General features: G+C 63.0%; 13 protein-coding genes and 6 pseudogenes. 9 read left to right on the forward strand and 10 right to left on the reverse strand.

Features of this window, described 5'->3' with window-relative positions:
* Positions 1–64: 64 nt before the first annotated feature.
* From recF to mutM, 7 genes and pseudogenes are all read right to left on the reverse strand, one after another.
* Positions 65–1,176 (reverse strand): annotated as a pseudogene (recF, locus tag ACQB61_RS18940) (DNA replication/repair protein RecF).
* 295 nt (positions 1,177–1,471) lie between these two features.
* Complete coding sequence (gene dnaN / locus ACQB61_RS18945; protein ID WP_430513887.1) at positions 1,472–2,590, reverse strand: DNA polymerase III subunit beta; 1,119 nt, start codon at positions 2,588–2,590, stop codon at positions 1,472–1,474.
* A gap of 211 nt (positions 2,591–2,801) precedes the next feature.
* The gene (gene dnaA / locus ACQB61_RS18950) at positions 2,802–4,289 is read right to left on the reverse strand and encodes a chromosomal replication initiator protein DnaA (RefSeq protein ID WP_430513888.1); all 1,488 of its coding nucleotides are present in this window, start codon (positions 4,287–4,289) and stop codon (positions 2,802–2,804) included.
* A gap of 165 nt (positions 4,290–4,454) precedes the next feature.
* Complete coding sequence (locus tag ACQB61_RS18955) at positions 4,455–4,883, reverse strand: rhodanese-like domain-containing protein (RefSeq protein ID WP_430513889.1); 429 nt, start codon at positions 4,881–4,883, stop codon at positions 4,455–4,457.
* Between the two features lie 649 nt (positions 4,884–5,532).
* Positions 5,533–5,799 carry a 30S ribosomal protein S20 gene (gene rpsT, locus ACQB61_RS18960; protein ID WP_019964246.1) on the reverse strand — a complete coding sequence of 89 codons (267 nt, stop codon included), beginning with the start codon at positions 5,797–5,799 and terminating at the stop codon, positions 5,533–5,535.
* Positions 5,800–5,975: 176 nt separating this feature from the next.
* On the reverse strand, positions 5,976–6,749 hold the full coding sequence (locus ACQB61_RS18965) for an enoyl-CoA hydratase (RefSeq protein ID WP_430513890.1): 774 nt from the start codon (positions 6,747–6,749) through the stop codon (positions 5,976–5,978).
* Positions 6,750–6,897: 148 nt separating this feature from the next.
* On the reverse strand, positions 6,898–7,803 hold the full coding sequence (gene mutM / locus ACQB61_RS18970; protein ID WP_430513891.1) for a bifunctional DNA-formamidopyrimidine glycosylase/DNA-(apurinic or apyrimidinic site) lyase: 906 nt from the start codon (positions 7,801–7,803) through the stop codon (positions 6,898–6,900).
* A gap of 268 nt (positions 7,804–8,071) precedes the next feature.
* On the opposite strand from mutM, the pseudogene ubiE reads away from it, so the two are divergent.
* A pseudogene (gene ubiE, locus ACQB61_RS18975) lies at positions 8,072–8,819 on the forward strand (bifunctional demethylmenaquinone methyltransferase/2-methoxy-6-polyprenyl-1,4-benzoquinol methylase UbiE).
* A 3-nt stretch (positions 8,820–8,822) separates the two neighbouring features.
* On the forward strand, positions 8,823–10,406 hold the full coding sequence (ubiB, locus tag ACQB61_RS18980) for a 2-polyprenylphenol 6-hydroxylase (protein ID WP_430513892.1): 1,584 nt from the start codon (positions 8,823–8,825) through the stop codon (positions 10,404–10,406).
* Positions 10,407–10,431: 25 nt separating this feature from the next.
* Here ubiB and polA read toward each other — a convergent pair.
* The 3 genes and pseudogenes from polA to ACQB61_RS18995 all read right to left on the reverse strand — a co-directional run bounded on the left by polA (position 10,432) and on the right by ACQB61_RS18995 (position 15,153).
* Positions 10,432–13,431: pseudogene (gene polA, locus ACQB61_RS18985) on the reverse strand (DNA polymerase I).
* Positions 13,432–13,506: 75 nt separating this feature from the next.
* Positions 13,507–14,501: pseudogene (locus ACQB61_RS18990) on the reverse strand (acyltransferase family protein).
* A gap of 166 nt (positions 14,502–14,667) precedes the next feature.
* Positions 14,668–15,153 (reverse strand): FxsA family protein, encoded by a 486-nt coding sequence (locus ACQB61_RS18995; RefSeq protein ID WP_430513893.1) that lies wholly within the window; start codon positions 15,151–15,153, stop codon positions 14,668–14,670.
* Positions 15,154–15,429: 276 nt separating this feature from the next.
* On the opposite strand from ACQB61_RS18995, the pseudogene ACQB61_RS19000 reads away from it, so the two are divergent.
* The 7 genes and pseudogenes from ACQB61_RS19000 to ACQB61_RS19030 form a co-directional block, all read left to right on the forward strand.
* Positions 15,430–16,157 (forward strand): annotated as a pseudogene (locus ACQB61_RS19000) (Tim44/TimA family putative adaptor protein).
* The gene (locus tag ACQB61_RS19005) at positions 16,154–16,510 is read left to right on the forward strand and encodes a hypothetical protein (protein ID WP_430513894.1); all 357 of its coding nucleotides are present in this window, start codon (positions 16,154–16,156) and stop codon (positions 16,508–16,510) included. Before ACQB61_RS19000 ends, ACQB61_RS19005 begins: the two are co-directional and overlap by 4 nt.
* A 64-nt stretch (positions 16,511–16,574) precedes the next feature.
* On the forward strand, positions 16,575–17,384 hold the full coding sequence (locus ACQB61_RS19010; RefSeq protein WP_430513895.1) for an MltA domain-containing protein: 810 nt from the start codon (positions 16,575–16,577) through the stop codon (positions 17,382–17,384).
* The gene (locus ACQB61_RS19015) at positions 17,381–17,998 is read left to right on the forward strand and encodes a Smr/MutS family protein (RefSeq protein ID WP_430513896.1); all 618 of its coding nucleotides are present in this window, start codon (positions 17,381–17,383) and stop codon (positions 17,996–17,998) included. Before ACQB61_RS19010 ends, ACQB61_RS19015 begins: the two co-directional genes overlap by 4 nt.
* A 36-nt stretch (positions 17,999–18,034) precedes the next feature.
* The gene (locus tag ACQB61_RS19020) at positions 18,035–18,406 is read left to right on the forward strand and encodes a helix-turn-helix domain-containing protein (protein ID WP_430513897.1); all 372 of its coding nucleotides are present in this window, start codon (positions 18,035–18,037) and stop codon (positions 18,404–18,406) included.
* A gap of 127 nt (positions 18,407–18,533) precedes the next feature.
* Complete coding sequence (locus ACQB61_RS19025) at positions 18,534–21,353, forward strand: [protein-PII] uridylyltransferase (protein WP_430513898.1); 2,820 nt, start codon at positions 18,534–18,536, stop codon at positions 21,351–21,353.
* Positions 21,354–21,432: 79 nt separating this feature from the next.
* Positions 21,433–22,826: pseudogene (locus ACQB61_RS19030) on the forward strand (lipid II flippase MurJ); the annotation flags it as partial.
* Between the last annotated feature and the right edge of the window lie 187 nt (positions 22,827–23,013).

Raw genomic sequence — 23,013 nt, forward strand, 5'->3', positions numbered from 1 at the left:
AAAACCATAGAAAACCGGCCTTTTGAGGGCGGGTCTCGCGTTGCGGTAGCAGGCCTTCCGCAGCCTAGCTGCCCAGAAGATGGATCTCGCCGCTGTCCGGCAGGGCATCAAACAGGGCCTTGTCCGTGCCGGTCATGAAAACCTGAGCCTGAAGTTCGGTCAGGCGGGCAAAGAGCGCCTCGCGCCGCCCTGGGTCCAGATGCGCTGCCACCTCGTCCAGCAGCAGGATGGGCGTCATGCCCGAGACAGCCGCCGTGAGGTCGGCATGGGCCAGAACAAGCCCGATCAGCAGTGCCTTCTGCTCCCCGTAGAGGCGAGCGCCGCAGGCATCACCTTGGCCGCATGGGTCACGATCAGGTCACTGCGGTGCGGACCGGTGAGGGTTCGCCCCGCCGCCCGGTCCCTTGCCCGGCCCTCGCGCAGACGGCGGCGCAGCAGGTCTTCCTGATCGCTCGCGGCAAGGCCTGTGACGTCGCTCTCGAACTCACCATCCAGCACCAGCAGGGCGCGGGGGAAGGGCAGCCCCAGCTGATCCAGCGCTTCGATCCGCCCCTGCAGCAGACTGACGGTCTCGCGCCGGGCAAGCGCCAGCGCGATGCCGAGTTCAGCCACCTGGGCCTCGATCGCTTCCAGCCAGGCCGGTGAACCGCCGTCTTCCAGCAGCTTGTTGCGATGACGAAGCGCCTTGTCGAAATCATTCACCCGCCGGCCATGCGCCGGATCAATCGACAGCGTCAGCCGGTCAAGAAAACGGCGCCGGTCTCCGGCGGGGCCCGTGAACAGACCGTCCATGGCTGGAACCAGCCACAGCACCCGCAGATACTCCAGCAGTGCCTCGGAAGACCGGGCTTCCGCACCATCAATCCGTACCCGGCGGCCGCTGTCGCCCGGGCCATAGCCTGTGCCAAGCCGCGTTTCGCCCAAAGGGCCGGTAATCAGCGCATTGACGGCAAAACCACCGTCCCCGCCGCGCCGGGCGATATCCGGCAGGCTGGCGCGGCGCAGGCCCCGGCCTGCGCTCAGGAGGGAGATAGCTTCCAGAATATTGGTCTTGCCGATGCCGTTGTTTCCGGCCAGCGCCACGAGTTTCCGCTCCGGTGACAGGGCGAAATGCGCATGGTTTCGGAAATCCGTCAGCGTGAGGCGCTCGATCGCCACCTGGCTGATGCCGGTCATGGTCCCCCGTCACGGCAAGGAGGTGTGGCAGGACGCAAAGGCATACGGGGGGCAGTATCCAGAAGGCTTGGCTGGCACGCCTGAAATACCGCTGCAGCACCCTCTCCCCCTTGAGGGGGAGATGTCTGCGCCAGCAGACAGAGGGGGTGGCAGCGCTTCAACAAGGCTGAGCCTCTAGTGAACCTGAAAGGCCGTTACCCGCCTCTGCCCCCTGCCGGGGGCATCTCCCCCTCAAGGGGAGAGGAGCTGGTGCCTGACAGTACTGTTTGAACCAAGTATCCCGCTTGACGGCCCGTCACACACGCATCGGCATCAGCACGAAAAGGCTGTCGCCGGTGGCGTTGTCCTGAACGAGGGTCGGGGAGCCGGAATCTGCAAGGCGGAACAGGGCGGTATCACCCGTCAGCTGAGCGGCGATGTCCAGCAGGTAGCGGGAGTTGAAGCCGATTTCCATCGGTTCGGCGTCATATTCGACGGCCAGCTCTTCCGTAGCGCTGCCCGAATCCGGGTTGTTCACCGCCAGAACCAGACGGCCTTCCGACATGGACAGCTTCACGGCCCGGCCGCGCTCGGAAGAAATGGTCGACACGCGGTCCACCGCTTCCTTGAACTCGTCCCGGTCGACGCGCATTTCCTTGTCATTGTGCTGCGGAATGACGCGGCCATAGTCGGGGAACGTGCCGTCGATCAGCTTCGACGTCAGGACCACCGGACCATTTGTGATGCGGATCTTGGTGTCGGAGATCTCTACCGTCACTTCGGCATCGCGGTCTTCCAGCAGCTTCTGGACTTCACCGACCGTCTTGCGCGGCACGATGATGCCCGGCATGCCGGCAGCACCCTGAGGTGCGGGCACTTCGGCCTGGGCGAGGCGGTGGCCATCGGTGGCAACCGCACGCACCATCTGGCCCTGATCAGTGGCTACCGTGTGCAGGTAGATGCCGTTCAGATAGTAGCGCGTCTCCTCGGTGGAGATGGCAAACTGGGTGGTATCGATCAGCTTGCGGATCGCGCCGCCAGCGAGCGTGAACTGGTGGGTGAAGGTGCCAGCCGTCAGATCCGGGAAATCCGTCTCGGGCAGCATCTGCAGCGCAAAGCGCGAGCGCCCGGCCCTCAGTTCCAGCGTGGCGTTGTCGCTGGAGGTTTCCAGCACAACCTGCGAGCCTTCGGGCAGCTTGCGCACGATGTCATAGATCATGTGCGCGGGCACGGTCGTCGCGCCGGGCCGCTCGATCATCGCAGGCACCGTCTCCACGACCTCAAGATCAAGGTCCGTCGCCTTGAGCTTGAGCGAGCCCTGGTCGGCGCGCAGCAGCACGTTCGACAGGATCGGGATCGTGTTGCGGCGCTCGACAACCCGGTGCACGTGGGTCAGGGACTTGAGCAGGTCGGTCCGTTCGAGGGTCGCTTTCATGCGCGTCTTCCGTGTACTCGTGACGGTCAGACCGGACGGCCTGACGCAGGAAACCGTAAGCTCCGGCAGGGCAGGAGCGGGGCATCGAACCTGCCCTTTATGGCCACAAAATGCAAGAGGGCGCCCGGTTGGACGCCCTCAAAACATCAATCTTCGCAAGGTGGGAGGCAGTTTCCCCCGCTATCCCACGCCGCCACGCAAGCCTTTGGGCTTACGCGTCCAGCATGCGCTTCAGCAACTCCAGCTCCTGTGCCAGGGTCACGTCGGCACGGGCCATCTCCTCGATCTTGCGCACGGCATGCAGCACCGTGGTGTGGTCGCGGTTGCCGAAGCGGCGGCCGATTTCTGGCAGCGAGCGCGGCGTCATCACCTTGGCCAGATACATGGCGATCTGGCGCGGGCGCACGATGGTGCGAGTGCGGCGGGCCGACAGAAGGTCTGCCTTCGTCACGTTGTAATGCTTGGAGACGATCCGCTGGATGTCCTCGATCTTCACCCGGCGCGGTTCGCTTGAGCGGATGAGGTCTCGCAGGGTCATCTCGGCCATTTCCTGAGTCACCGGCTGATTGGTGAGCTGGTTATGGGCAACGAGGCGGTTCAGCGCGCCTTCCAGATCGCGTCCGGAGGACACAACATGGCGGGCCACATAGTCCAGAACCGTGTCAGGAACGGCGAAGGCCGGGTAGGACTTCTTCAGATTGGCGACGCGGGCCGACAGGATGTTGCGGCGCAGGGAGAAGTCCGGCTCGTTGATGCCGACCACCAGACCACCAGACAGGCGTGAGCGTACCCGGTCGTCCAGCGTGTCCAGCTCGGACGGCGCGCGGTCAGCGGCCACGATCACCTGACGGGCACCGTCAATGAGAGCGTTCAGCGTGTGGCAGAATTCCTGCTGCACCTGTTTGCCATGCAGAAACTGCATGTCGTCGATGAGCAGAAGATCAATGCTGCGCAGGGTTTCCTTGAAGGAAAGAGCCGACTGGGCCTTCAGCGCCGCCACAAAGCGGTACATGAAATGCTCGGCGGTCAGATAGAGCACCTTGCGGCCGGAAGCGCGCGCCTTGGCAGCGACAGCCTGCATCAGATGGGTCTTGCCGAGACCAACCGAGGCATGAAGATACAGCGGATTGAAGGTGACGGCGCCGCCTGCAGCCACCTGCTTGGCAGCGGCCAGGGCCAGACCATTGGACTCGCCCTCGACAAATGTCTCAAACGTGTACTTCGGATCAAGAGCCGCACCCTGCAGCACGTCGCGGCTGCCCATGTCGGCTTCGGCGCGGGCAAGGGCGGCAGTGGCTGCCTGTGCAGCGGCGACCGCATTGGTCGGCTCGCTGAGCGAGATCGGACGCGCCTCGGAGGCAGCCGGCGCCACCGGGCGGGCGGGTGCGGACAGGCTGCTGCTGCTGGCCATAGGCATCTCGACCTGACGGGGGCGCATGGCGCCGCGCACGGTCAGTTCGATGCGATGAACATTCTCGCACTCACGCTTCCACAGACCCATCAGCCGGTCGCGGTAATGAGACTGGATCCACTGCTTCAGAAAGCGGGTGGGCACGGACAGACGTACAGTGCCGTCTGCATTTTCTTCCAGATCCACACGTGCAAACCAGCTGGAGAAGACGTCATCGCCAAGCTCTGCACGCAGGCTCTTTTTGACGCGGTTCCATTGTTCAGCGCCCATATCTTCCTGAACTTGCATGTCGCCTCGCCTCTCGTTCGTTTCGGAAAGCAGTCCGCCACAGCCGCTTTCCCGTTTCATACGGTCAGGACGCCCAAGGGCTGTCCCATGTTTCAAGAACGACAGAACCTGCCGGAACCAGGGAGGTGGTCCCGTTGGGTCTGCCAGAATATATCAAGAAGGACCCTAGCTCTGGATCCAGGGAAGGCCACTGGCCTTCCATCCGCCGGCATTGCCCCGGTGACTGGTCCCGTCAAGCGGGCCCTCGAAACCATCGGCAATGTTGAAGCACGCCCCGTATCCTGCCTGCGTCATCGCAATGGCTGCATTCAGGCTCCGGGCGCCGGAGCGGCACAGAAAATAGATCTGAACCGTTTTGTCCAGTCCTTTCCGCTCCAGTTCGGACGAAAGTGTGGCAACGAAGTCCGGAACAGGTGAACCGGCCGGAAAACCCTGCCATTCCGTGAAAATGACCTCCTTGCCCAGGGCACGGAGATCGGGCACGCCGACGAAATTCCACTCGGCCCGGGTACGCACATCAACCAGCACAGTATTTGGGCTGGCACTGAGTGCTGCATAAGCCGCGTTGACGTCGACGTCCCCTGCATAAGACATAGAATTCGACAAAGGACCCCCTTCGCAACACTTCGTATTGCGCTCTATCGACACCAAAAGCTGAGGAGAATTCTGGGCTTAGAACCGCTCGCCGATCGTTGAACCAACCGAAACAACATTACAACGCAAGGAAACTTTTTCTGAACTCTGCCAGTTCTGTCTCTTTGCCTTCATTGTCATTTTTCTGGCCCACGATCTGCTGTGTTTTTTATTTAAATTTCGAGCTTACCCCGATGGATTGAACATACACAGGCAGCCGGAAGGCGGCAACAGTTGCCTACTCACAAAATGGCTCCCGGCGGCCCTCCCTGCCCGTCAGTTTAACGTCTCCGTGATCACCTCCGGAGCCAAATCCGTTCTGACTCAAGGTCTTTTTCCGGTGTGTTCGCGCGCCCTCAAGAGGCTGCGGCTTCTCCAAAAAAACTTCGCCACGCACTTGACTCCGGTCGAATCCGGCAGGCCTGGCAACAGGAGTGCCGACATATGCATAACCCATTGAAAAAATTGAGAAAAAGCTGCCAACGTCCGGCATGAGTATTTCCCGGTACACAGTGATAGTTTTATCCTGATAATTTTTTCATATGCTTGCCCAGGCAACAAAAAACCCGGCCTTTTGAGCCGGGTTTTGAAGCTTTTCTGACAGGCTGTATCAGGCCTGAAGAGCCTTCACACGGGCGTTCAGACGGGACACCTTGCGTGAAGCGGTGTTGCCGTGAACGACGCCCTTGGAAGCAGCACGCATCAGCTCCGGCTGGGCAGCCTTGAGAGCTTCGGTGGCGGCGTTGTAATCGCCGGAAGCAATGGCTTCCTCGACCTTGCGCAGATAGGTGCGCACGCGGCTCCGCCGTGCCTTGTTAACAGCCGTCCGGCGGGCAATCTTGCGGGCCGCCTTGGTGGCCGAGGGAGTGTTGGCCATTGGCTCAATCCTGGTCCGAGTGTGAAACAAAAATCCGTAGAACGTCAGGGCGGCAGACATAGGCCTGAAACTGCCCTGCGTCAAACGAATGCGGCGGCGATTTGATCGCCACCGGTTGGCCGAGGCTTATAGTCCCGCCCAACCGGTCCGTCAATGCCAAAACCCGAGTCAAAGCGTCATTTGTTGCGGAACTGGGGTGTGCGCTTGTCGATGAAGGCGGCCATGCCCTCGCTCTGGTCTTCCGTGGCAAAGGCCGCATGGAACATGCGCCGCTCGAAGCGGATGCCCTCGGCCAGCGTCGTCTCGTAGGCACGGTTGACGCTTTCCTTGGTCATCATCACCACAGGCATGGAGAAGTCCGCGATCTTCTCTGCTGCCTTGACGGCCTCTTCCATAAGGTCATCCAACGGCACAATGCGCGAAACAAGCCCGCAGCGCTCGGCCTCCACCGCGTCCATCAAACGGCCGGTCAGGCACATTTCCATGGCCTTGGACTTGCCGATGAAGCGTGTGAGGCGCTGGGTGCCGCCGGCGCCCGGCAGAACGCCAAGGGTGATCTCCGGCTGGCCGAACTTTGCATTGTCAGCCGCCAGGATGAAATCGCACATCATGGCAAGCTCGCAGCCGCCGCCCAGCGCGTAGCCAGCCACCGCCGCAATGACCGGCTTGCGGTTGCGCGCCACCCGGTCCCACGGGGTGATGAGATCGGTCATATAGGCCTTGGCGAAATCAAAGGGCTGCATCTCCTTGATGTCCGCTCCAGCCGCAAAGGCCTTCTGCGAACCAGTGATGATGACGCAGCCGACGCGCTCATCCGCCTCGTAGGCATCAAGCGCAGCCGCCACCTCAGCCATCAGGGCCGCGTTGAGGGCGTTGAGGGCCTTCGGCCGGTTGAGCGTGATGATGCCCACCTTGCCGCGCTTTTCGGTCAGGATGTTCTCATATGCCATTGCAGTCCTCCGCTGACGGGCTGTGCCCCTTTGGCAGCACCCAGCGGCAGCGCTCTCTGGCGCCCCTCCGTCCGGGCCATGACATCAAGGGGTATCTGACACGCCGCACACGTGCAAGGCGCTGCCCTCCCGCCTTTTTGGCGGAGCCTCAGCGCTGGCACTTCGCGCAGTGGAAGGTAGACCGGCCCGATTGCACCAGCCGGAGAACTGTGCCCTTGCAGCCTTCCGTGCGGCATGGCTCGCCCTCGCGGCCATAGACGGCAAAGCTGTGCTGGAAATAGCCCAGGGTGCCGTCGGTCTGCGCATGGTCGCGCAGGGTGGAGCCGCCAGCAGCTATCGCCTCTTCCAGCACCTTGCGGATTGCCGCTGCCAGCCGCTCGCGCGCGGCCACGCGCTGCTTGCCCGGTCCCGTTATGTCGCCCGCCGCCCGTTCCGGGCTGAGGCCTGAGCGCCAAAGAGCTTCGCAGACATAGATATTGCCAAGACCGGCAATCAGGCGCTGATCCAGAAGCGCCGCTTTCAAGGGCGCGGACTTGCCCGCAAAAAGCCGGTCAAGCAGATCCGCATTCAGCGCATTGCCCAAAGGCTCAATGCCGATGGCGGCAAACAGCGGGTGGGAACTGAGGCCGTTGCGGGCCACCAGCTGCATGAAACCGAAGCGGCGCGGATCATTATAGATGATGCGGCTTGCCGTCTGGGAGGCCGTGCTGCCGGGGGCCGAGAGGTGGAAGACCACATGGTCGTGCTTTTCATCACGTGAACGGGCGTGGGTGAAATCACCGGGCATGTGGCTCACCTGTTGCCGCTCAACCCGAAAGGACCCGGACATACCCAGATGCATGACCAGAACTTCGCCGCTTTCGAGGTCCGCCAGCAGATATTTCGCCCGGCGGGAAAGGGCTGTGACAATCCGCCCTTCCACCCGCTCCACGAAGCGTTCGGGGAATGGAAAGCGCAGATCCGGGCGGCGGCATTCGAGTTTGAGGATGCGCGCGCCTTCAAAATCCGGCTGCAGGCCGCGCCTGACCGTCTCGACCTCGGGCAATTCGGGCATGGGAAGACCTACCGATCTTGAGCAAAAGACTATATGGACAGCACAAACCGCCTATATGAGACGCGGGCCCGGCGCAACAATGGCGCTGGCCTGCGGCTTGTACTAAGGTCCGCGCAATTACGACCGGCGCCCGGAACATCGGCACCGGGCCGCGCGTTGCGGAAGCAGTGCTGCTTCCGCGACCGTCATTCAGGGAGTGACCCGCATGACCGACGAAACTGGCTTTTCCTCCGCAGGCGCCTATGCCTCCAGCCGCGCGCCCGAGGACATGCCGACCAGCTTCGGCTTCCGCACCGTGCGAGAAGGCGAGAAGCAGGGCCTCGTCAACGACGTGTTCCACAAGGTCGCCACCCGCTATGACATCATGAACGATCTGATGTCCGGCGGCCTGCACCGGGTGTGGAAGGATGCAATGGTCTCCACCCTTGCCCCCGCACACACCGGGCCGCGGCTGGAAGGTGCTGGATGTGGCCGGCGGCACCGGCGACATTGCAACGCGCATCGTCGAGCGCTCGGGCCGGGCGGTGGAAGCCGTGGTGCTGGATATCAACGGCTCCATGCTGGCCGTGGGACAGGACCGGGCAGACAAGGCGGGCCTGTCCGGCTCCATCCGCTTCTCGCAGGGCAACGCCGAAGTGCTGCCCTTCCCGGACCGCAGCTTTGACGCCTACACAATCGCCTTTGGCATCCGCAACGTTCCGGAAATCGGCAAGGCGCTGTCCGAGGCCTACCGCGTGCTGAAGCGCGGCGGCCGGTTCCTGTGCCTCGAATTTTCCGAAGTGGACATGCCCGGCCTCGACAAGATCTATGATGCCTTCTCCTTCCACGCCATTCCGGCGATGGGGCAGGCCGTGACCGGTGACGGGGAACCCTACCGCTATCTAGTGGAATCCATCCGCAAGTTCCCCAATCAGGAGCGCTTTGCAGACATGATCCGTACCGCTGGTTTCGAGCGGGTGACCTACCGCAACTACACCGGCGGCATCGCCGCCCTGCATTCGGGCTGGAAACTCTGATCCATGGCCCTTGCAATACGTCCCTTGCTGCGTCTGGCGCAGGCCGGTTTTGTTCTGGCGCGTGAAGGCGTCTTCGGCCTGTTCAACATTCCGGACCTGCCGCCTGCCGCAAGGCTGGCGCTGCGCTTTGCCCGCCTGTTCGAGCGCCGCTCCGTGCGCGACAAGAGCGCCCGCTCCCGCCTTTCTGACGCGATGAACCGGCTGGGGCCTTCCTATGTGAAGCTTGGCCAGTTTCTCGCCACTCGCGCCGATGTGGTTGGCAAGGAAGCGGCAGCGGAGCTTGCCTATCTGCAGGACCGGCTGCCTGCCTTCAGCCAGAGCGAGGCCGAAGCCTGGGTCGCTGAGCAGCTGATGCGGCCCGTCAACGAGGTCTTCGTCGAGTTCGGCGAGCCCGTGGCCGCCGCCTCCATCGCGCAGGTTCACCCGGCCATGGTGCGCCAGAGCGACGGCTCGCTGCGCAAGATGGCCGTCAAGGTGCTGCGCCCGGGTGTGGCCCGCCGTTTCCAGCGCGATCTGGAAAGCTTCTATCTGGTCGCGCGTCTTGCCGAACGCTTCCACGAACCCTCCCGCCGCCTGCGGCCGCTGGCCGTGGTCGACACGCTGGCCCGCTCCGTGGCGCTGGAGATGGATTTCCGGCTGGAAGCGGCTGCCCTCTCCGAAATGGCCGAGAACACTGCTGAAGATCCCGGCTTCCGCGTGCCTTCCGTGGACTGGATACGCACCGCCAAGGGCGTGCTGACCATGGAATGGATCGACGGCACCAAGATGTCCGACGTAGAAGGGCTGACCCTTCAGGGCCTCGATCTGGAGCTTCTGGCGGCCAATGTGATCCAGAGCTTCCTGCGCCACACCCTGCGCGACGGCTTCTTCCATGCCGACATGCATCAGGGCAATCTCTTCGTCGAGGCCGATGGCACGCTGGTGGCTGTCGATTTCGGCATCACCGGGCGCCTTGGCAAGGCCGAGCGCCGGTTCCTCGCCGAAATCCTCTACGGCTTCATCACCCGCGATTACCGCCGCGTGGCGGAGGTGCATTTCGAGGCCGGTTACGTGCCTGCCGATCAGGATGTGGATGTGTTCGCCCAGGCGATCCGCGCCATTGGTGAGCCGATCCACGGCCATGATGCCTCGGAAATCTCCATGGCACGGCTTCTCACCCAGCTTTTCGAGGTGACGGAGCTGTTCCAGATGCACACTCAGCCGCAGCTGATCATGCTTCAAAAGACGATGGTGGTGGTGGAGGGTGTTGCCCGGACACTGAACCCGCGCCTCGACATGTGGCGCACGGCCGAGCCCGTGGTGGGTGCCTGGATCGCCCAGCATCTGGGGCCTGCAGGACGTCTGCGCGATGCCGGGGCTGCGGTAAACGCTCTCGGCCGTATCGCCAGCGACCTGCCCATTTTCGCCGACCGGGTAGGACGCATGTCGGAAGAGCTGGAAAAGATGGCCCATGAGGGCCTGCGCTTTGATGCCGCGACGGCGGAAGCCATCGGCCGCTCCGAAGCCCGCCACAACCGTTCGGGCCGGATTGCGCTCTGGATCATCGCTGTATCGCTTGCAGCAATAGCTGCCAAGGCCTGGTTCTGAAGCCAGGCCTTGGCGCGGCGCCTTGTCAGTGCGCTTCGTCCCAGTTGTCTGCCGCCCGGGCATCGACCTGCAACGGCACGGAGATCTGCAACAGCGGCTCGCACGCCCCTTCCATGATCCGGCGGATCACCGGGATGGCGGCTTCGACTTCTGCCTCTTCCGCTTCAAAGATCAGTTCGTCATGCACCTGCAGCAGCATGCGGATGTTGAGGCCTGCATCCACCAGCGCATCTTCCATCCGCAGCATGGCACGGCGGATAATGTCGGCAGCTGAGCCCTGAATGGGCGCGTTGATTGCGGCACGTTCGAAGAAGGCACGCATCGACGGGTTGGACGTGTTCACATCCGGATAATGTGCCTTGCGGCCGAAGAGCGTGGTGACAAAGCCCTTCTCATGCACTTCCTTCTTCACCGCTTCCATATAGTCGCGGATGCCGGGGAAGCGCTGGAAATATGTCTTGATGTAGTCGCCCGCCTCCCCGCGTGAAATGCCGAGCTGGGCGGCAAGGCCGAAGGCCGAAATGCCATAGATAATGCCGAAGTTGATCGCCTTGGCGCGGCGGCGGACCATCGGGTCCATGTCCTTCACCGGCACGCCGAACATCTCGCTCGCCGTCATGGCGTGGATGTCGAGCCCATCGGCAAAGGCCTTTTTCAGCTGCGGAATGTCGGCAATGTGGGCCAGCACGCGCAATTCGATCTGGCTGTAGTCGGCGGAAATCAGCTTGTTGCCCTTTTCCGCCACGAATGCCTTACGGATCTTGCGGCCCGCTTCCGTGCGCACCGGAATATTCTGCAGGTTCGGCTCGGACGAGGACAGGCGCCCCGTCGTGGTCGAGGCCAGCGAGTAGGACGTGTGAACGCGCTTCGTCTCCGGATTGATGAAGCCGGGCAGTGCATCCGAGTAGGTGGACTTCAGCTTGGCAAGCTGACGCCATTCGACGATCTTCACCGGCAGCTCATGGCCCTCGGCGGCCAGATCATCCAGCACCGAAACGGAAGTGGACCAGGCGCCGGTCTTGGTTTTTGCCGCCGGGCAGGCCCATCTTGCCGAACAGGATATCGCCCAGCTGCTTGGGTGAACCGATGTTGAAGGTCTCCCCGGCAAGGGCATAGATCTCCGACTCCACGGCGGCCATGCCTTGCGCGAACTCGCCGGAAAGGCGCGACAGCATCTGCCGGTCGATGGAAATGCCGCGCCGCTCCATCCGCGCCAGCACCGGCACCATGGGCCGCTCCAGCGTTTCATAGACAGTGGCCATGGCTTCCGCCGCAAGGCGGGGCTTGAGCACCAGCCACAGACGCAGGGTTACATCCGCATCCTCGGCGGCATAGGCCGAAGCGCGGGAAATCTCCACCTTGTCGAAGGTCACCATCGACTTGCCTGACCCGGCCACCTCCTTGAAGGGGATGGGCGTGTGGCCAAGCCAGCGCCCGGACAGCTCGTCCATGCCGTTGCCGCCCTTGCCCGCATCCAGCGTGTAGGACAGCAGCATGGTGTCATCATGCGGGCCAACCTCGATGCCGTGGCGGGCCATCACCTGCCAGTCATACTTGAGGTTCTGCGCGATCTTGAGCACGCCGGGGTCTTCCAGCATGGGTTTCAGCACATCAAGCGCGGCCCGCAGCGGGATCTGGCCGGGCACGAGACCACCGCCCCCAGAAGGTCGCCCTCCCCATCCACATGGCCAAGCGGCACATAGCAGGCACGGCCCGGACGAGTGGCCAGCGACACGCCGACAAGTTCGGCCTGCATGGCGTCCAGCGAAGTGGTTTCCGTGTCGAAGGCAACGATGCCCGTTTCCATCGCCTCGGCCACCCAGGCCTTGAGGCGCTCGATATCCGTTACCGTTTCATAGGCCGAGTGATCGACCGGAATGCGGCGGATTTCCTCAGCACGGGCAGCGGCAAGGCTCCGCGGCGTCATCATGCCGTCCGGAGCAAGCGCGCTGCCCGGAGCAGCCGGGGCTGTGGAACCGGATGCGGCGGGCGCGGAAGAAGCTGCATCGGGCCCGCGCTCCATCATGCGGCCCTTTGCATCGGGCGCATGCCAGCCGGGGATGGTCAGCTCCGTGGGGTCGATGTTGCCCGCCTCTGCGCCTGTTGCCTCGGCAATGCGGCGGGTGAGGGTGGTGAACTCCATCGCCTTGAGGAAGCCCACGGCCTTCGGGCCGTTGACGGCTTCCACGGCAAAATGGGTGACCGGGGTTTCTACCGGAACGTCGCATTTCAGCGTCACCAGCTGCTTGGAAATGCGGGCCTGTTCGGCAAATTCGATCAGGTTTTCCCGGCGCTTGGGCTGCTTGATGCTGGTGGCATTGGCCAACAGGGTTTCAAGGTCGCCATATTCGAGGATCAGCTGCGCTGCCGTCTTCAGGCCGATGCCGGGCACGCCGGGCACGTTGTCGACGCCGTCACCCGCCAGCGACTGCACCTCGATCACCTTGTCCGGGCCGACGCCGAATTTCTCGAACACCTCCGGCTCGCCGATGATCTTGTTCTTCATCGTGTCGATCATGCCGATGCGCGGGCCGATCAGCTGCATCAGGTCCTTGTCGCCGGAAACAATGGTGACGCGCGCGCCCATGGCGGCGGCCTGCGTGGCATAGGTGGCGATCAGGTCATCCGCCTCGAAGCCTTCCTGCTCGATGCAGGGCACGTTGAAGGCGCGGGTCGCCTGACGGATCAGGCCGAACTGCGGGATCAGATCCTCCGGCGGCTCCGGGCGCTGGGCCTTGTAGGCGGGGTAGATTTCACTGCGGAAGGTCTTGGAGGAGTGGTCGAAGATGACGGCGAAATGCGTCGGCTCGTCGCCCTTCTCCGGGGTCAGGCCCTCGGTCAGCAGCTTCCACAGCATGTTGCAGAAGCCGGAGACGGCCCCAACCGGCAGTCCATCGCTCTTGCGCGTCAGCGGCGGCAAGGCGTGATAGGCGCGGAAAATGAAGGTGGAACCATCGACCAGGATCAGGTGGTCATTGGCGGTGAGGGCGGGGAGAGAAGCATCGTTCGACATGGCGCGGATCATGCCGGGGAACGGGTGCGGATGAAAGGCCTAATAGCGGCTTTGCCCAGTCAGGTTCTGCCGGATGGCTGCTTCGTCTCAGGCAATGCGCGCCCAGGCGGGCCGCTCGATCAGGAAGCCGAACCAGCCGGTGCGGCGGATGAACCATAAAAGCAGCAGTGGTGAGAAGGCTGCGGCAAGCGTCACCAGCAGGGAAACCGTACCGGTATCCAGCATACCGGCTTTCAGAAGCAGCACGCGCGACACTGCCATGGGGAAGAAGAATGCGAGATAAATGACGATGGAGTTCTGGCCGATGAATCGCAGCGGATCGAGAAGGGGAAGCTGCGCCAGCAGGCTGGAGGCGAGCACGATGGCCACCGCTCCGGCAAAGCCAAGCGCCAGGGAAACGCCCGGCAGGCCGCTGTAGCCAGCAAAGACGGCAAGCCCGTTCACCAGCGCCCAGAGCCCAAGCCCGGCCAGTGCTGCGGACCTGTTGCCTGCGGCCCAGTCCGCCAGTGCGAAGAGGCGGCTCGCAAACACATAGCCGCCGAAGAAATAAACGAACCGCTCGGCAAAATAGTCGGCGATGTAGACACCCGTTTCGATGGGAAGGATCTGCAACACAGCAGCCCCTGCCAGCGTCAGCTGCCAGGGCACCTTCAGGTCATGCAGAACCTTCGTCACAACGAAAAAGACCGCCAGCAGATAGATGAACCAGAGCGTGCCGAAGGGCTGGACGAAGGAGATCAGATACTCCCGCAAGACCCCCACCAGCCAAGCTCAACGGCAAAGGACGGTGCCTTGATCACGAACTGGATCGTGAGCCACAGGATGTAGAAATAGGCGAAGTGCAGCACCTTGCGGTCGGCATAGAGCCGCCAGGGGCGGGACAGGACAAGGGCCGTAAAAAGCCCCGAGATCATGAAGAAATCCGGCATGCGGAAGGGCGCAGCGAACTGTACCACCGGATGCATCCACCCGGTCTGCCCGGCAGCATCTTCCACGCCCAGCACCGAGTGCATCATCACGACAAAGAAGATGCAAATGCCCTTGGCATGATCAACCCAGCCGATTCGCCCCGCTTCCCCCATTCCGCTCCCCCGTGAGACCGCTTGGATCAGCCCTTTGCGTAAGGGATCACCCGCAAGGCCGCAAGACATGCAATGGCCTCGTGGCAGCACTGACCTGCACCGCCGTTCGAAGTTCTATCCGGCATAACGGCGGCTGGTGGCAGTCACTTCTGTGTGAGGGCAAGTGTCAGTTTCCGTCGCGCCAGGGGCTGATGCGCGGAGTGTCGCCGTCATCAGGCTTGTGGCGTGTGCTGGTCCATTCGGCACCGTCCAGATCCACCACCGGCTCACCCTGCTTGCGGCGGCGGTTGACGACCACGATGGAGGCCCGGCGGGAGAAGAACCGTGCCAGCGCGGCGCGCAGCGGCGGAATGAACAGCAGAAGGCCAACCGTATCCGTCAGGAAGCCCGGCAGAAGCAGGAAGAGGCTTGCCAGAACGATCATCGCGCCCTGCATCATGTCGTCGCCCGGAACGCGCCCTGCGTCCAGCTCCGATTGCATGCGCCGGACAAGAGAGAGCCCCTGCTGACGCAGAAGGACGGTTCCGGCCACGGCGGTCAGCACCGTGAGCAGGATGGTCGGCAGAACACCGATGGCTTCGCCCACCATGATGAAGACGGCGATTTCGGAAAGCGGCAGCAGGATCAGGCCGGCAAGGATCAGCAGAGGCAAGGATTCAAACCCGTTGACAGTTATATAACAGGTACAAGATAGGCTCTGACGGCGGGAAATGCGAGGGATCTGCGCATTTTGCCATTCTTGTGCCGTTGCGGAGGGGCTAAGTTTCCAAAGAGCGCCGCACAGATGGACAAGACACTTGCCCCGCGCACTGGATGCTGGTTCAACAGAACCTACATATGGGAATGGATGATTGGCCTGCGGCCCTTTGCAACCGGCTTCTCCGGTTTGAGGGACACGCGGATCGCGGAGAGAGCCCGGTAGCACCAAATGAACGATATTTTTGACGTAACGAACATCATTCTTCTGGGGCTGGCGATCTTCATATTCTTCAAGCTCCGCTCCGTGCTTGGCCGCCGCACGGGCAACGAGCGTCCGCCGTTTGATCCCTATTCCAAGCCTGCACCGGACAAGAACGGGCAGGCCCGCGCTGAAAGCCCGCGTGACAACGTGGTGCCGCTGCCCGGCTCGCAGCAGCAGCGCCAGGAGCTGGAAGACCAGGCAAACCCGGATCAACTGGCAGACAAGGTGGCCCCCGCAGGGTCGGCGCTGAACGAGGCGCTTCGGCAGGTTCTTTCAGCAGACCGCAGCTTTGAACCGGAGCAGTTCCTGCAAGGTGCCAAGGCCGCATACGAGATGATTGTCACAGCCTTTGCCGAAGGTGACCGCAAGACGCTCAAGCCGCTCTTGTCCCGCGAAGTCTTCGACGGCTTCAACAGCGCCATCTCCGACCGCGAAGGGCGGGGGAAACGATCGAATCCACCTTTGTCGGCATCGACAAGGCCGAGATTGTGGAAGCCGGCATGAAGGGCAGCATAGCGCAGGTAACCGTACGGCTGCAGAGCGAGCTGATTTCCGCCACCCGGGACAAGGACGGCCACGTGATTGATGGCGATCCCAACCGGGTGAGCGAAGTGGTCGATATCTGGACCTTCGCGCGCGACACCACGACGCGCGATCCGAACTGGAAGCTGGTCGCAACCGAATCAGCAGGATGATTGCGTTTCCGGATCAGGCATTGAGATGGGCCGCAGCCCCTGCTGCGGCCTTTCTGCGTTTCCGGCTGCATGCGCTGCGGGGCCTTGCCGCAGCAGTGTGCATCTGGGGAACTGGCGGGGCAGGGGCCATGACCTTCGACACCAAATTACCTCTGCAGCCCACCGGCTTTGAAAGCCTTCCGGGCTGGGCGCAGGACGGCCATCTGGCCGCCCTGCATGCTTTCCTCCGGTTCTGCTCCAGCGGCAAGCAGGGATTTGACGGCCCGAAAGCCTTGCAGCGCGCCCTGACGGCAGCCTGCGGCAAGGCACAGGGGAAGCACCGGCGACGGATGCGGCCGCCCGTGCCTTTTTGAACGGGAGTTCCGGCCCTTCCGCGTCGCCTCCGGAGGTTTCGTCACGGCCTATTTCGAGCCGGAGGTGCGCGGGTCGCGTCAGCCATCAGCCACCTATGCCACCCCGCTCTACCGGGCGCCGGAAGGTCTGACCCCATTACAACCGGAGACCACGCCGCAGAGCCTTGCCGGGTTCACACATGCCCTCAGCACGTCAAAAGGCCTCGCCGAAATGCCTGACCGGGGCGCCATCATGGATGGGGCGCTCAAGGACCAAGGTCTGGAACTCGTTTGGCTGGCCGATCCGATTGATGCCTATTTCGTCCATGTTCAGGGCTCCACCCGCATCCGCCTGGAAGATGGATCAGTGATGCGGGCGGGCTATGCAGGCAAGACAGGACACCCCTACACCGCCATCGGAAAGGTCCTGGTGGACGCTGGCGAAGGCACGCCGGAAGACTTCACCATGCAGGGCCTGCGCGCCTGGCTGATGGCCAATCCGGAGCGGATGGATGGACTTTTCCGCCGCAACCGCTCCTTCATCTTCTTCCGTGAGGTGACCGAAGTGGGGCCGGAGCTTGGCCCAATCGGCGCGGCAAATCTGCCGCTGGTGCCCGGCAGAAGCCTTGCCGTTGACCCCAGGTTTCACAGCTACGGACTGCCGGTCTTTGTCGGAGCGGATCTGTCAGGCGCCGGTCTTTCGCAGCCGCACTGGCAACGGCTGATGATCGCCGATGACACAGGATCGGCCATCCGCGGGGCCGCGCGCGGCGACATTTTCATGGGCTCGGGCGATGCAGCAGGGGCTGCCGCCGGAGCGGTGCGCCACAAGGCCACTTTCACAATTCTGCTGCCGCGTGTCCTGACGCCGCAATCGCCGGGGCAAGGGTCATGAGCGGACGGCGGGGACGCAAGGATCTTTCCACGGAGGACAGGCAGATCTGGTCGAAGGTGGCGGCAACGCTGACGCCGCTCAAGACCACGCGCCCGCTGGAACCAGAGCCGGACCTGGAGCATGAGCTGAGCCTTGCCGAGGAAATGGCGCGCGCCGGGATCGCCATGACCCACGCCGGGCAGGACGCAGGCACCCCGGAGACGGCGATTCGCTCCCCGGCTCAACCGAAGGGCCCGCCGCCGCTGGCACCGCTGGAGCGGCGCGTGCGGCAGAAGCTGGTGCGCGGCATCCGCAGTTTCGACGCCCGCATCGATCTGCATGGGATGACCCAGCATGAGGCGCATGACCAATTGCGCGGCTTCCTGCATGTGGCCTATCAACGCGGCCATGTGATCGTGCTCGTCATCACTGGCAAGGGCGGGCGAAGCGGCCGCGATTCCGGCTCCGGGCACGGCGCACCCTACATGGACGAGCGCGGCATCCTGCGCCGTGTCGTGCCGCAATGGCTTGCCATGGCGGATCTGCGGCATATCGTTCTTGGGTTCGAGGAAGCGCATTTGACCCACGGCGGGTCCGGCGCACTCTATGTGCGCCTGCGCAAGCGCAAGGTGTGATGGACGGGCAGGGCCAAAACAGGGGCAAGAGATGGCATGACACCGCTGGGAGCCAAAATCAGGGAAATGAGGGCCAAGCGTGGCATCTCGCTGAAGGAAATGGCAGCGGGCCTTGCCGTGTCCAGTGCCTATCTCTCGGCGCTGGAGCATGGCAAGCGCGGCAAGCCGACCTGGTTTCTGGTTCAGCGAATCATAACGTTTTTCAATGTCATCTGGGATGAAGCAGAGGAAATCCAGCGTCTGGCGGAGATTTCCGACCCAAAGGTGACAATCGACACCTCCGGGCTGGACCCGAAGGCGACGGAGTTCACCAATCTTCTGGCGCGCAAGATCGAGGGACTGTCCCCGGACTCTCTCGACCACCTGCTGCACCAGCTCAGGGTCGTCGCCGCCAGAGATGGTGTCTGACAGACAGGTCGTGCCTTATTTCAGGACCTGCACAGTTTAGAGGCTTTCAGGGCGCGTTGGAGCGATATAGGGTCCGGCGCGGCGCAGGCCTGCAGCAATGCGGCGGGCCCGGACAGGACGACCAGACATGAAGCTTCCCGCAGCAGACCTGAATGAACTTATTGATGCCATTGCCCTGCGTGAAAGGCTGACGGCCCTGACCGCGCCTCATGACGGCAAGGGAACGGATCTGAAGGTGCGCGCCGCCGTTCTGGGGGAATTGAAGGCAGCCTACAAGACTGGCCGCGATCTGGCGCAGGAAGGCCTGAAGCGCGATGGCAGCGGCCTTGCCTGCGCCCAGCGCCTGAGCCACCTGCAGGATGAGCTGATCCGCGTCATCTATGATTTTGCGCTCTGCCATGTCTACCAGATCAAGAACCCCTCTGCCGCCGAACGCATGGCCGTTGTGGCGGTGGGCGGCTACGGGCGCGGCACGCTGGCACCGGGCTCTGACATCGATCTGCTGTTCCTGCTGCCCTACAAGCAGACCCCCTGGGGCGAGCAGGTGGTGGAATATATCCTCTACATGCTGTGGGATCTTGGCTTCAAGGTTGGCCACGCCACCCGCAACATCGACGAATGCATCCGCCTCGCCCGGCAGGACATGACGATCCGCACAGCCATTCTGGAAGCCCGCTTCGTCTGGGGTGAGGAGCCGCTGTTCGAGGACCTGCAGACCCGTTTCGATGCGGAAGTCGTGGCCGGGACCAGCTCCGAATTCATCGCAGCCAAACTGGCAGAGCGCGACGACCGCCACAAACGGCAGGGTACCTCGCGCTATCTGGTCGAGCCGAATATCAAGGAAGGCAAGGGCGGCCTGCGCGACCTGAACACCCTGTTCTGGATCGCCAAGTATCACTACCGTGTGCGTACCCAGTCCGATCTGGTGTCGCAGGGCGTGCTGTCCCGGGCCGAATATAACCGCTTCGTCAAATGCGAGGATTTCCTGTGGGCAGTGCGCTGCCACGTGCATTTCCTCACCGGACGGCCGGAAGAGCGCCTTTCCTTTGATCTTCAGCGGGAAATCGCCATCCGCCTCGGCTACACTCAGCATCCCGGCCAGAAGGATGTGGAGCGCTTCATGAAGCACTACTTCCTTGTGGCCAAGGATGTGGGCGACCTGACGCGCATCTTCTGCTCGGCGCTGGAAGACCAGCACGTGAAGAAACCCCATGGCTCAGGCATCGGCGGGCTGATGCTGCGCCTGCGCGGTGGGCGCGGCAGCAATGTCCAGCCGATCCGCGAAGCACCCGGTTTCGTCGTCGAGAACGGACGCATCAACGCCGCATCAGATACCGTGTTCAAGGATGATCCGGTCAATCTGATCCGCGTGTTTCAGGTGGCGGACAGGCTGGAACACCATCTCCATCCAGAGCTGATGAAGCGCATCCACCGCTCCTTGTCGCTGATCAACGGTGCCTTGCGTGACAATCCGGAAGCCAACCGGCTGTTCCTCTCCATCCTCACCTCCCGCAACCACCCGGAAGAAACCCTGCGTGCTATGAACGAGGCAGGCGTGCTGGGCCGCTTCGTGCCGGATTTCGGCAAGGTGGTGGCGATGATGCAGTTCAACATGTACCACCACTATACGGTGGACGAGCATCTGATCCGCTCCATCGGCGTGCTGGCCGAAATCGAACGCGGCGATGCAGGGGAGGGCAATCCGCTCTCAACCCAACTGATCAAGACCATCCAGAACCGGAAGGTTCTCTATGTGGCGATGTTCCTGCATGACATTGCCAAGGGCCGGCCGGAGGATCATTCCATCGCCGGCGCGCGTATTGCGCGCAAGATCTGCCCGCGCTTCGGCCTCAGTGCTTCCGAGACCGATACGGTCGCCTGGCTGGTGGAGCATCATCTCGACATGAGCACCTATGCCCAATCGCGGGATCTCTCCGACCGCAAGACCATCGCCGACTTTGCCCATATCGTGCAGAGCATGGAGCGTCTGAAGCTGCTGCTGATCCTGACAGTGGCCGACATCCGCGCCGTGGGGCCGGGTGTCTTCAACGGCTGGAAAGGCCAGCTGCTGCGCACGCTCTATTACGAATGCGAACCGCTACTGACCGGCGGTCACAGCCAGCTGAGCCGCAAGGAGCGGGTGGCCGATGCGAAGGCACGGCTGGAAGAGAAGCTGTCGTCCTGGCCGGAAGCTGCTCGCCAGGACTACGTGGCACGGCATTACCCGGCCTACTGGCTGCGCACCGAACCGGAGCGCACGCTCGCCCACGCCGAGCTGATCTACAATGCCGACCTCAAGCATGAGCGATTTGCCGCCGCCGTCACCACGCGCGCTTTCGAGGGCGTGACTGAAATCACCCTTCTGGCGCCGGACCATCCGCGCCTTCTGTCTTCCATTGCAGGCGCCTGCTTCGTGACGGGCGCGAATATCGTCGACGCCCAGATCGACACGACGACCGATGGCTTTGCGCTCGACACGATTTTCGTCAGCCGCGAGTTGCCAGATGATGCGGATGAAAGGCGGCGGGGCGAGCGGATCACCGATCTCATTCTCAAGACGCTGCGCGGCGAGGCTCCCCTTCCCGAGCACGTGAGCAAGAAGACGGCGGTGAAGGGCCGGATGAAGGCTTTCCGCATCAATGCGGATGTGATCGTCAACAACTCGTCCTCAGACAATTACACCATCATCGAGGTGAGCGGTCTCGACCGGCCAGGCCTTTTGTATGACCTCACACGCGCCATGGCGACGCTGAACCTCAACATCGGCTCGGCGCACATTTCCACCTTCGGCGAGCGGGTGGTAGACGTGTTCTATGTCACGGACCTGACAGGGCAGAAAATCTCCAACGTTGCCCGGCAGGATGTGATCCGCGAGCGGCTGGCGCAGGCGGTTGACGGCAAGCTTGAAACAAACTCCGGGGTGGCGACACTGGTGACCCAATCCTGACAGGCAGGCGGACCCACTCTCCATGAGTATGCTGCGGAATTTTGCCACTGTCGGCGGCGCCACCCTCGCCAGCCGCCTGATGGGCTTTGCACGCGACGCCATGCTGGCCGCTGTCGTTGGCACCGGGCCGGTGGCGGACGCCTTTGTGGTCGCCTTCCGCCTGCCCAATCTGTTCCGCCGCCTTTTTGCAGAAGGCGCCTTCAATTCTGCCTTCGTGCCGCTCTTTGGCCGGACGCTGGAGGAAGAGGGCGAGGAAGCGGCGCGCCGGGTGGCGGGCGAAATTGCCGCCGCCCTGTTCTGGACGCTTGTGGCGCTGACGGCGCTGGCGCAGCTTTTCATGCCGGTGGTCGTCTGGGTACTTGCGCCGGGCTTTCTGGCAGAGCCGGAGAAGTTTGACCTCACCGTGCTGATGTCGCGGATCGCCTTCCCCTATCTGCTGTTCATGTCCATGCTGGCCTTTGCCGCCGGCATTCTCAACACCTACCACCGCTTTGCGGCAGCAGCTGTCGCTCCTGTGGTTCTGAATGTGGTGATGTGTGGCGTCCTCGCAGCCATTGCGTTTGCCGGTATTTCTGATGAGCAAACCCTGGCCCTGGCTCTCAGCGGCGGCGTTGCCGTGGCAGGCATCGTACAGCTTGCCTTCGTGCTGACAGGACTGAGACGCCTCGGCTTTCACGTGCCGGTGCTGCGCCCGCGCCTGACCCCGGCCGTCCGGCGGCTGGCCCTGCTTGGCGTGCCGGGGGTGATTGCGGGCGGCATCACCCAGATCAACATCGTTGTCGGTCAAGTGATCGCCTCTGGCGAGGCCAGCGCCAATGCACTGCTCTACTATGCAGACCGGCTCTACCAGCTCCCGCTGGGTGTCATAGGCATCGCGGTAGGTGTCGTGCTGCTGCCCAGCCTGACGCGGCAGCTGCGGTCCGGCCAGGGTGCGGCCTTCCGCCAGACGCTGAACGGAGCGATGGAATTTTCTCTAGCCCTGACGCTGCCTGCTTCAGTGGCGCTGGTGCTGATCCCGCAGGAAATCGTCTCGGTGCTGTTCCAGCGCGGTGCTTTCGGCCAGGAGGCCGTGGCAGGCACTGCGCTGGCGCTGGCCGCCTTTGCCTGGGGTCTGCCTGCCTTTGTGCTGCACAAGGTGTTTGCCCCCGGCTTTTTGCCCGCGAGGACATGCGCACCCCCATGTGGTGCGCAGGCATCAGCGCCGTCATCAACCTTGTCCTGTCGCTGCTGCTGTTCCCTGAGTTCCGCCATACGGGCATTGCGGCGGCGACAAGCATCTCTGGCTGGGTCAACACCGCACTGCTCGGTCTTGCCCTGTGGCGCAGCGGCTATTTCGTGCCGGACCGGCTGGTGCTGCGCAAGGTGGCGCTGCTGTTCCTCGCCAGCCTGCTGATGGGCGCAGCGGTGGAACTCCTGTCCGGGCCGCTTGCTCCGCTGCTGACCAGCGGCCACCTCTCCGTCCGGCTAATGGGGCTTTTGCTGCTGACGGGATCCGGAATGGCCATCTTCGCGCTTTTTGCGCAGATCACCGGCGGGGCTGACCTCATCGGCTTCACCCGCCGTCTGCGCAAGGGCCGGGAGAACGGTGATGGGGACAAACGCGATTCCATGCCCGGCTTCATGTCGGATTGATGCTCCCGCTCACCGCTTGCCTTGCTGC

It is taken from the genome of Pannonibacter phragmitetus (genome assembly GCF_050510895.1).
Taxonomy (GTDB): Bacteria; Pseudomonadota; Alphaproteobacteria; order Rhizobiales; family Stappiaceae; genus Pannonibacter; species Pannonibacter phragmitetus_B.

What these genes read in the sequence shown, in the direction of transcription:
- ACQB61_RS19005 (WP_430513894.1), top strand. Translation starts at nt 16,154, where the DNA reads ATGATTGCGTTTCCGGATCAGGCATTGAGATGGGCCGCAGCCCCTGCT.
- mutM (WP_430513891.1), bottom strand. Translation starts at nt 7,803, where the DNA reads ATGCCCGAATTGCCCGAGGTCGAGACGGTCAGGCGCGGCCTGCAGCCG.
- ACQB61_RS18955 (WP_430513889.1), bottom strand. Translation starts at nt 4,883, where the DNA reads ATGTCTTATGCAGGGGACGTCGACGTCAACGCGGCTTATGCAGCACTC.
- dnaA (WP_430513888.1), bottom strand. Translation starts at nt 4,289, where the DNA reads ATGCAAGTTCAGGAAGATATGGGCGCTGAACAATGGAACCGCGTCAAA.
- ACQB61_RS19025 (WP_430513898.1), top strand. Translation starts at nt 18,534, where the DNA reads ATGAAGCTTCCCGCAGCAGACCTGAATGAACTTATTGATGCCATTGCC.
- ACQB61_RS19015 (WP_430513896.1), top strand. Translation starts at nt 17,381, where the DNA reads ATGAGCGGACGGCGGGGACGCAAGGATCTTTCCACGGAGGACAGGCAG.
- ACQB61_RS19020 (WP_430513897.1), top strand. Translation starts at nt 18,035, where the DNA reads ATGACACCGCTGGGAGCCAAAATCAGGGAAATGAGGGCCAAGCGTGGC.
- ACQB61_RS18965 (WP_430513890.1), bottom strand. Translation starts at nt 6,749, where the DNA reads ATGGCATATGAGAACATCCTGACCGAAAAGCGCGGCAAGGTGGGCATC.
- dnaN (WP_430513887.1), bottom strand. Translation starts at nt 2,590, where the DNA reads ATGAAAGCGACCCTCGAACGGACCGACCTGCTCAAGTCCCTGACCCAC.
- rpsT (WP_019964246.1), bottom strand. Translation starts at nt 5,799, where the DNA reads ATGGCCAACACTCCCTCGGCCACCAAGGCGGCCCGCAAGATTGCCCGC.
- ubiB (WP_430513892.1), top strand. Translation starts at nt 8,823, where the DNA reads ATGGCCCTTGCAATACGTCCCTTGCTGCGTCTGGCGCAGGCCGGTTTT.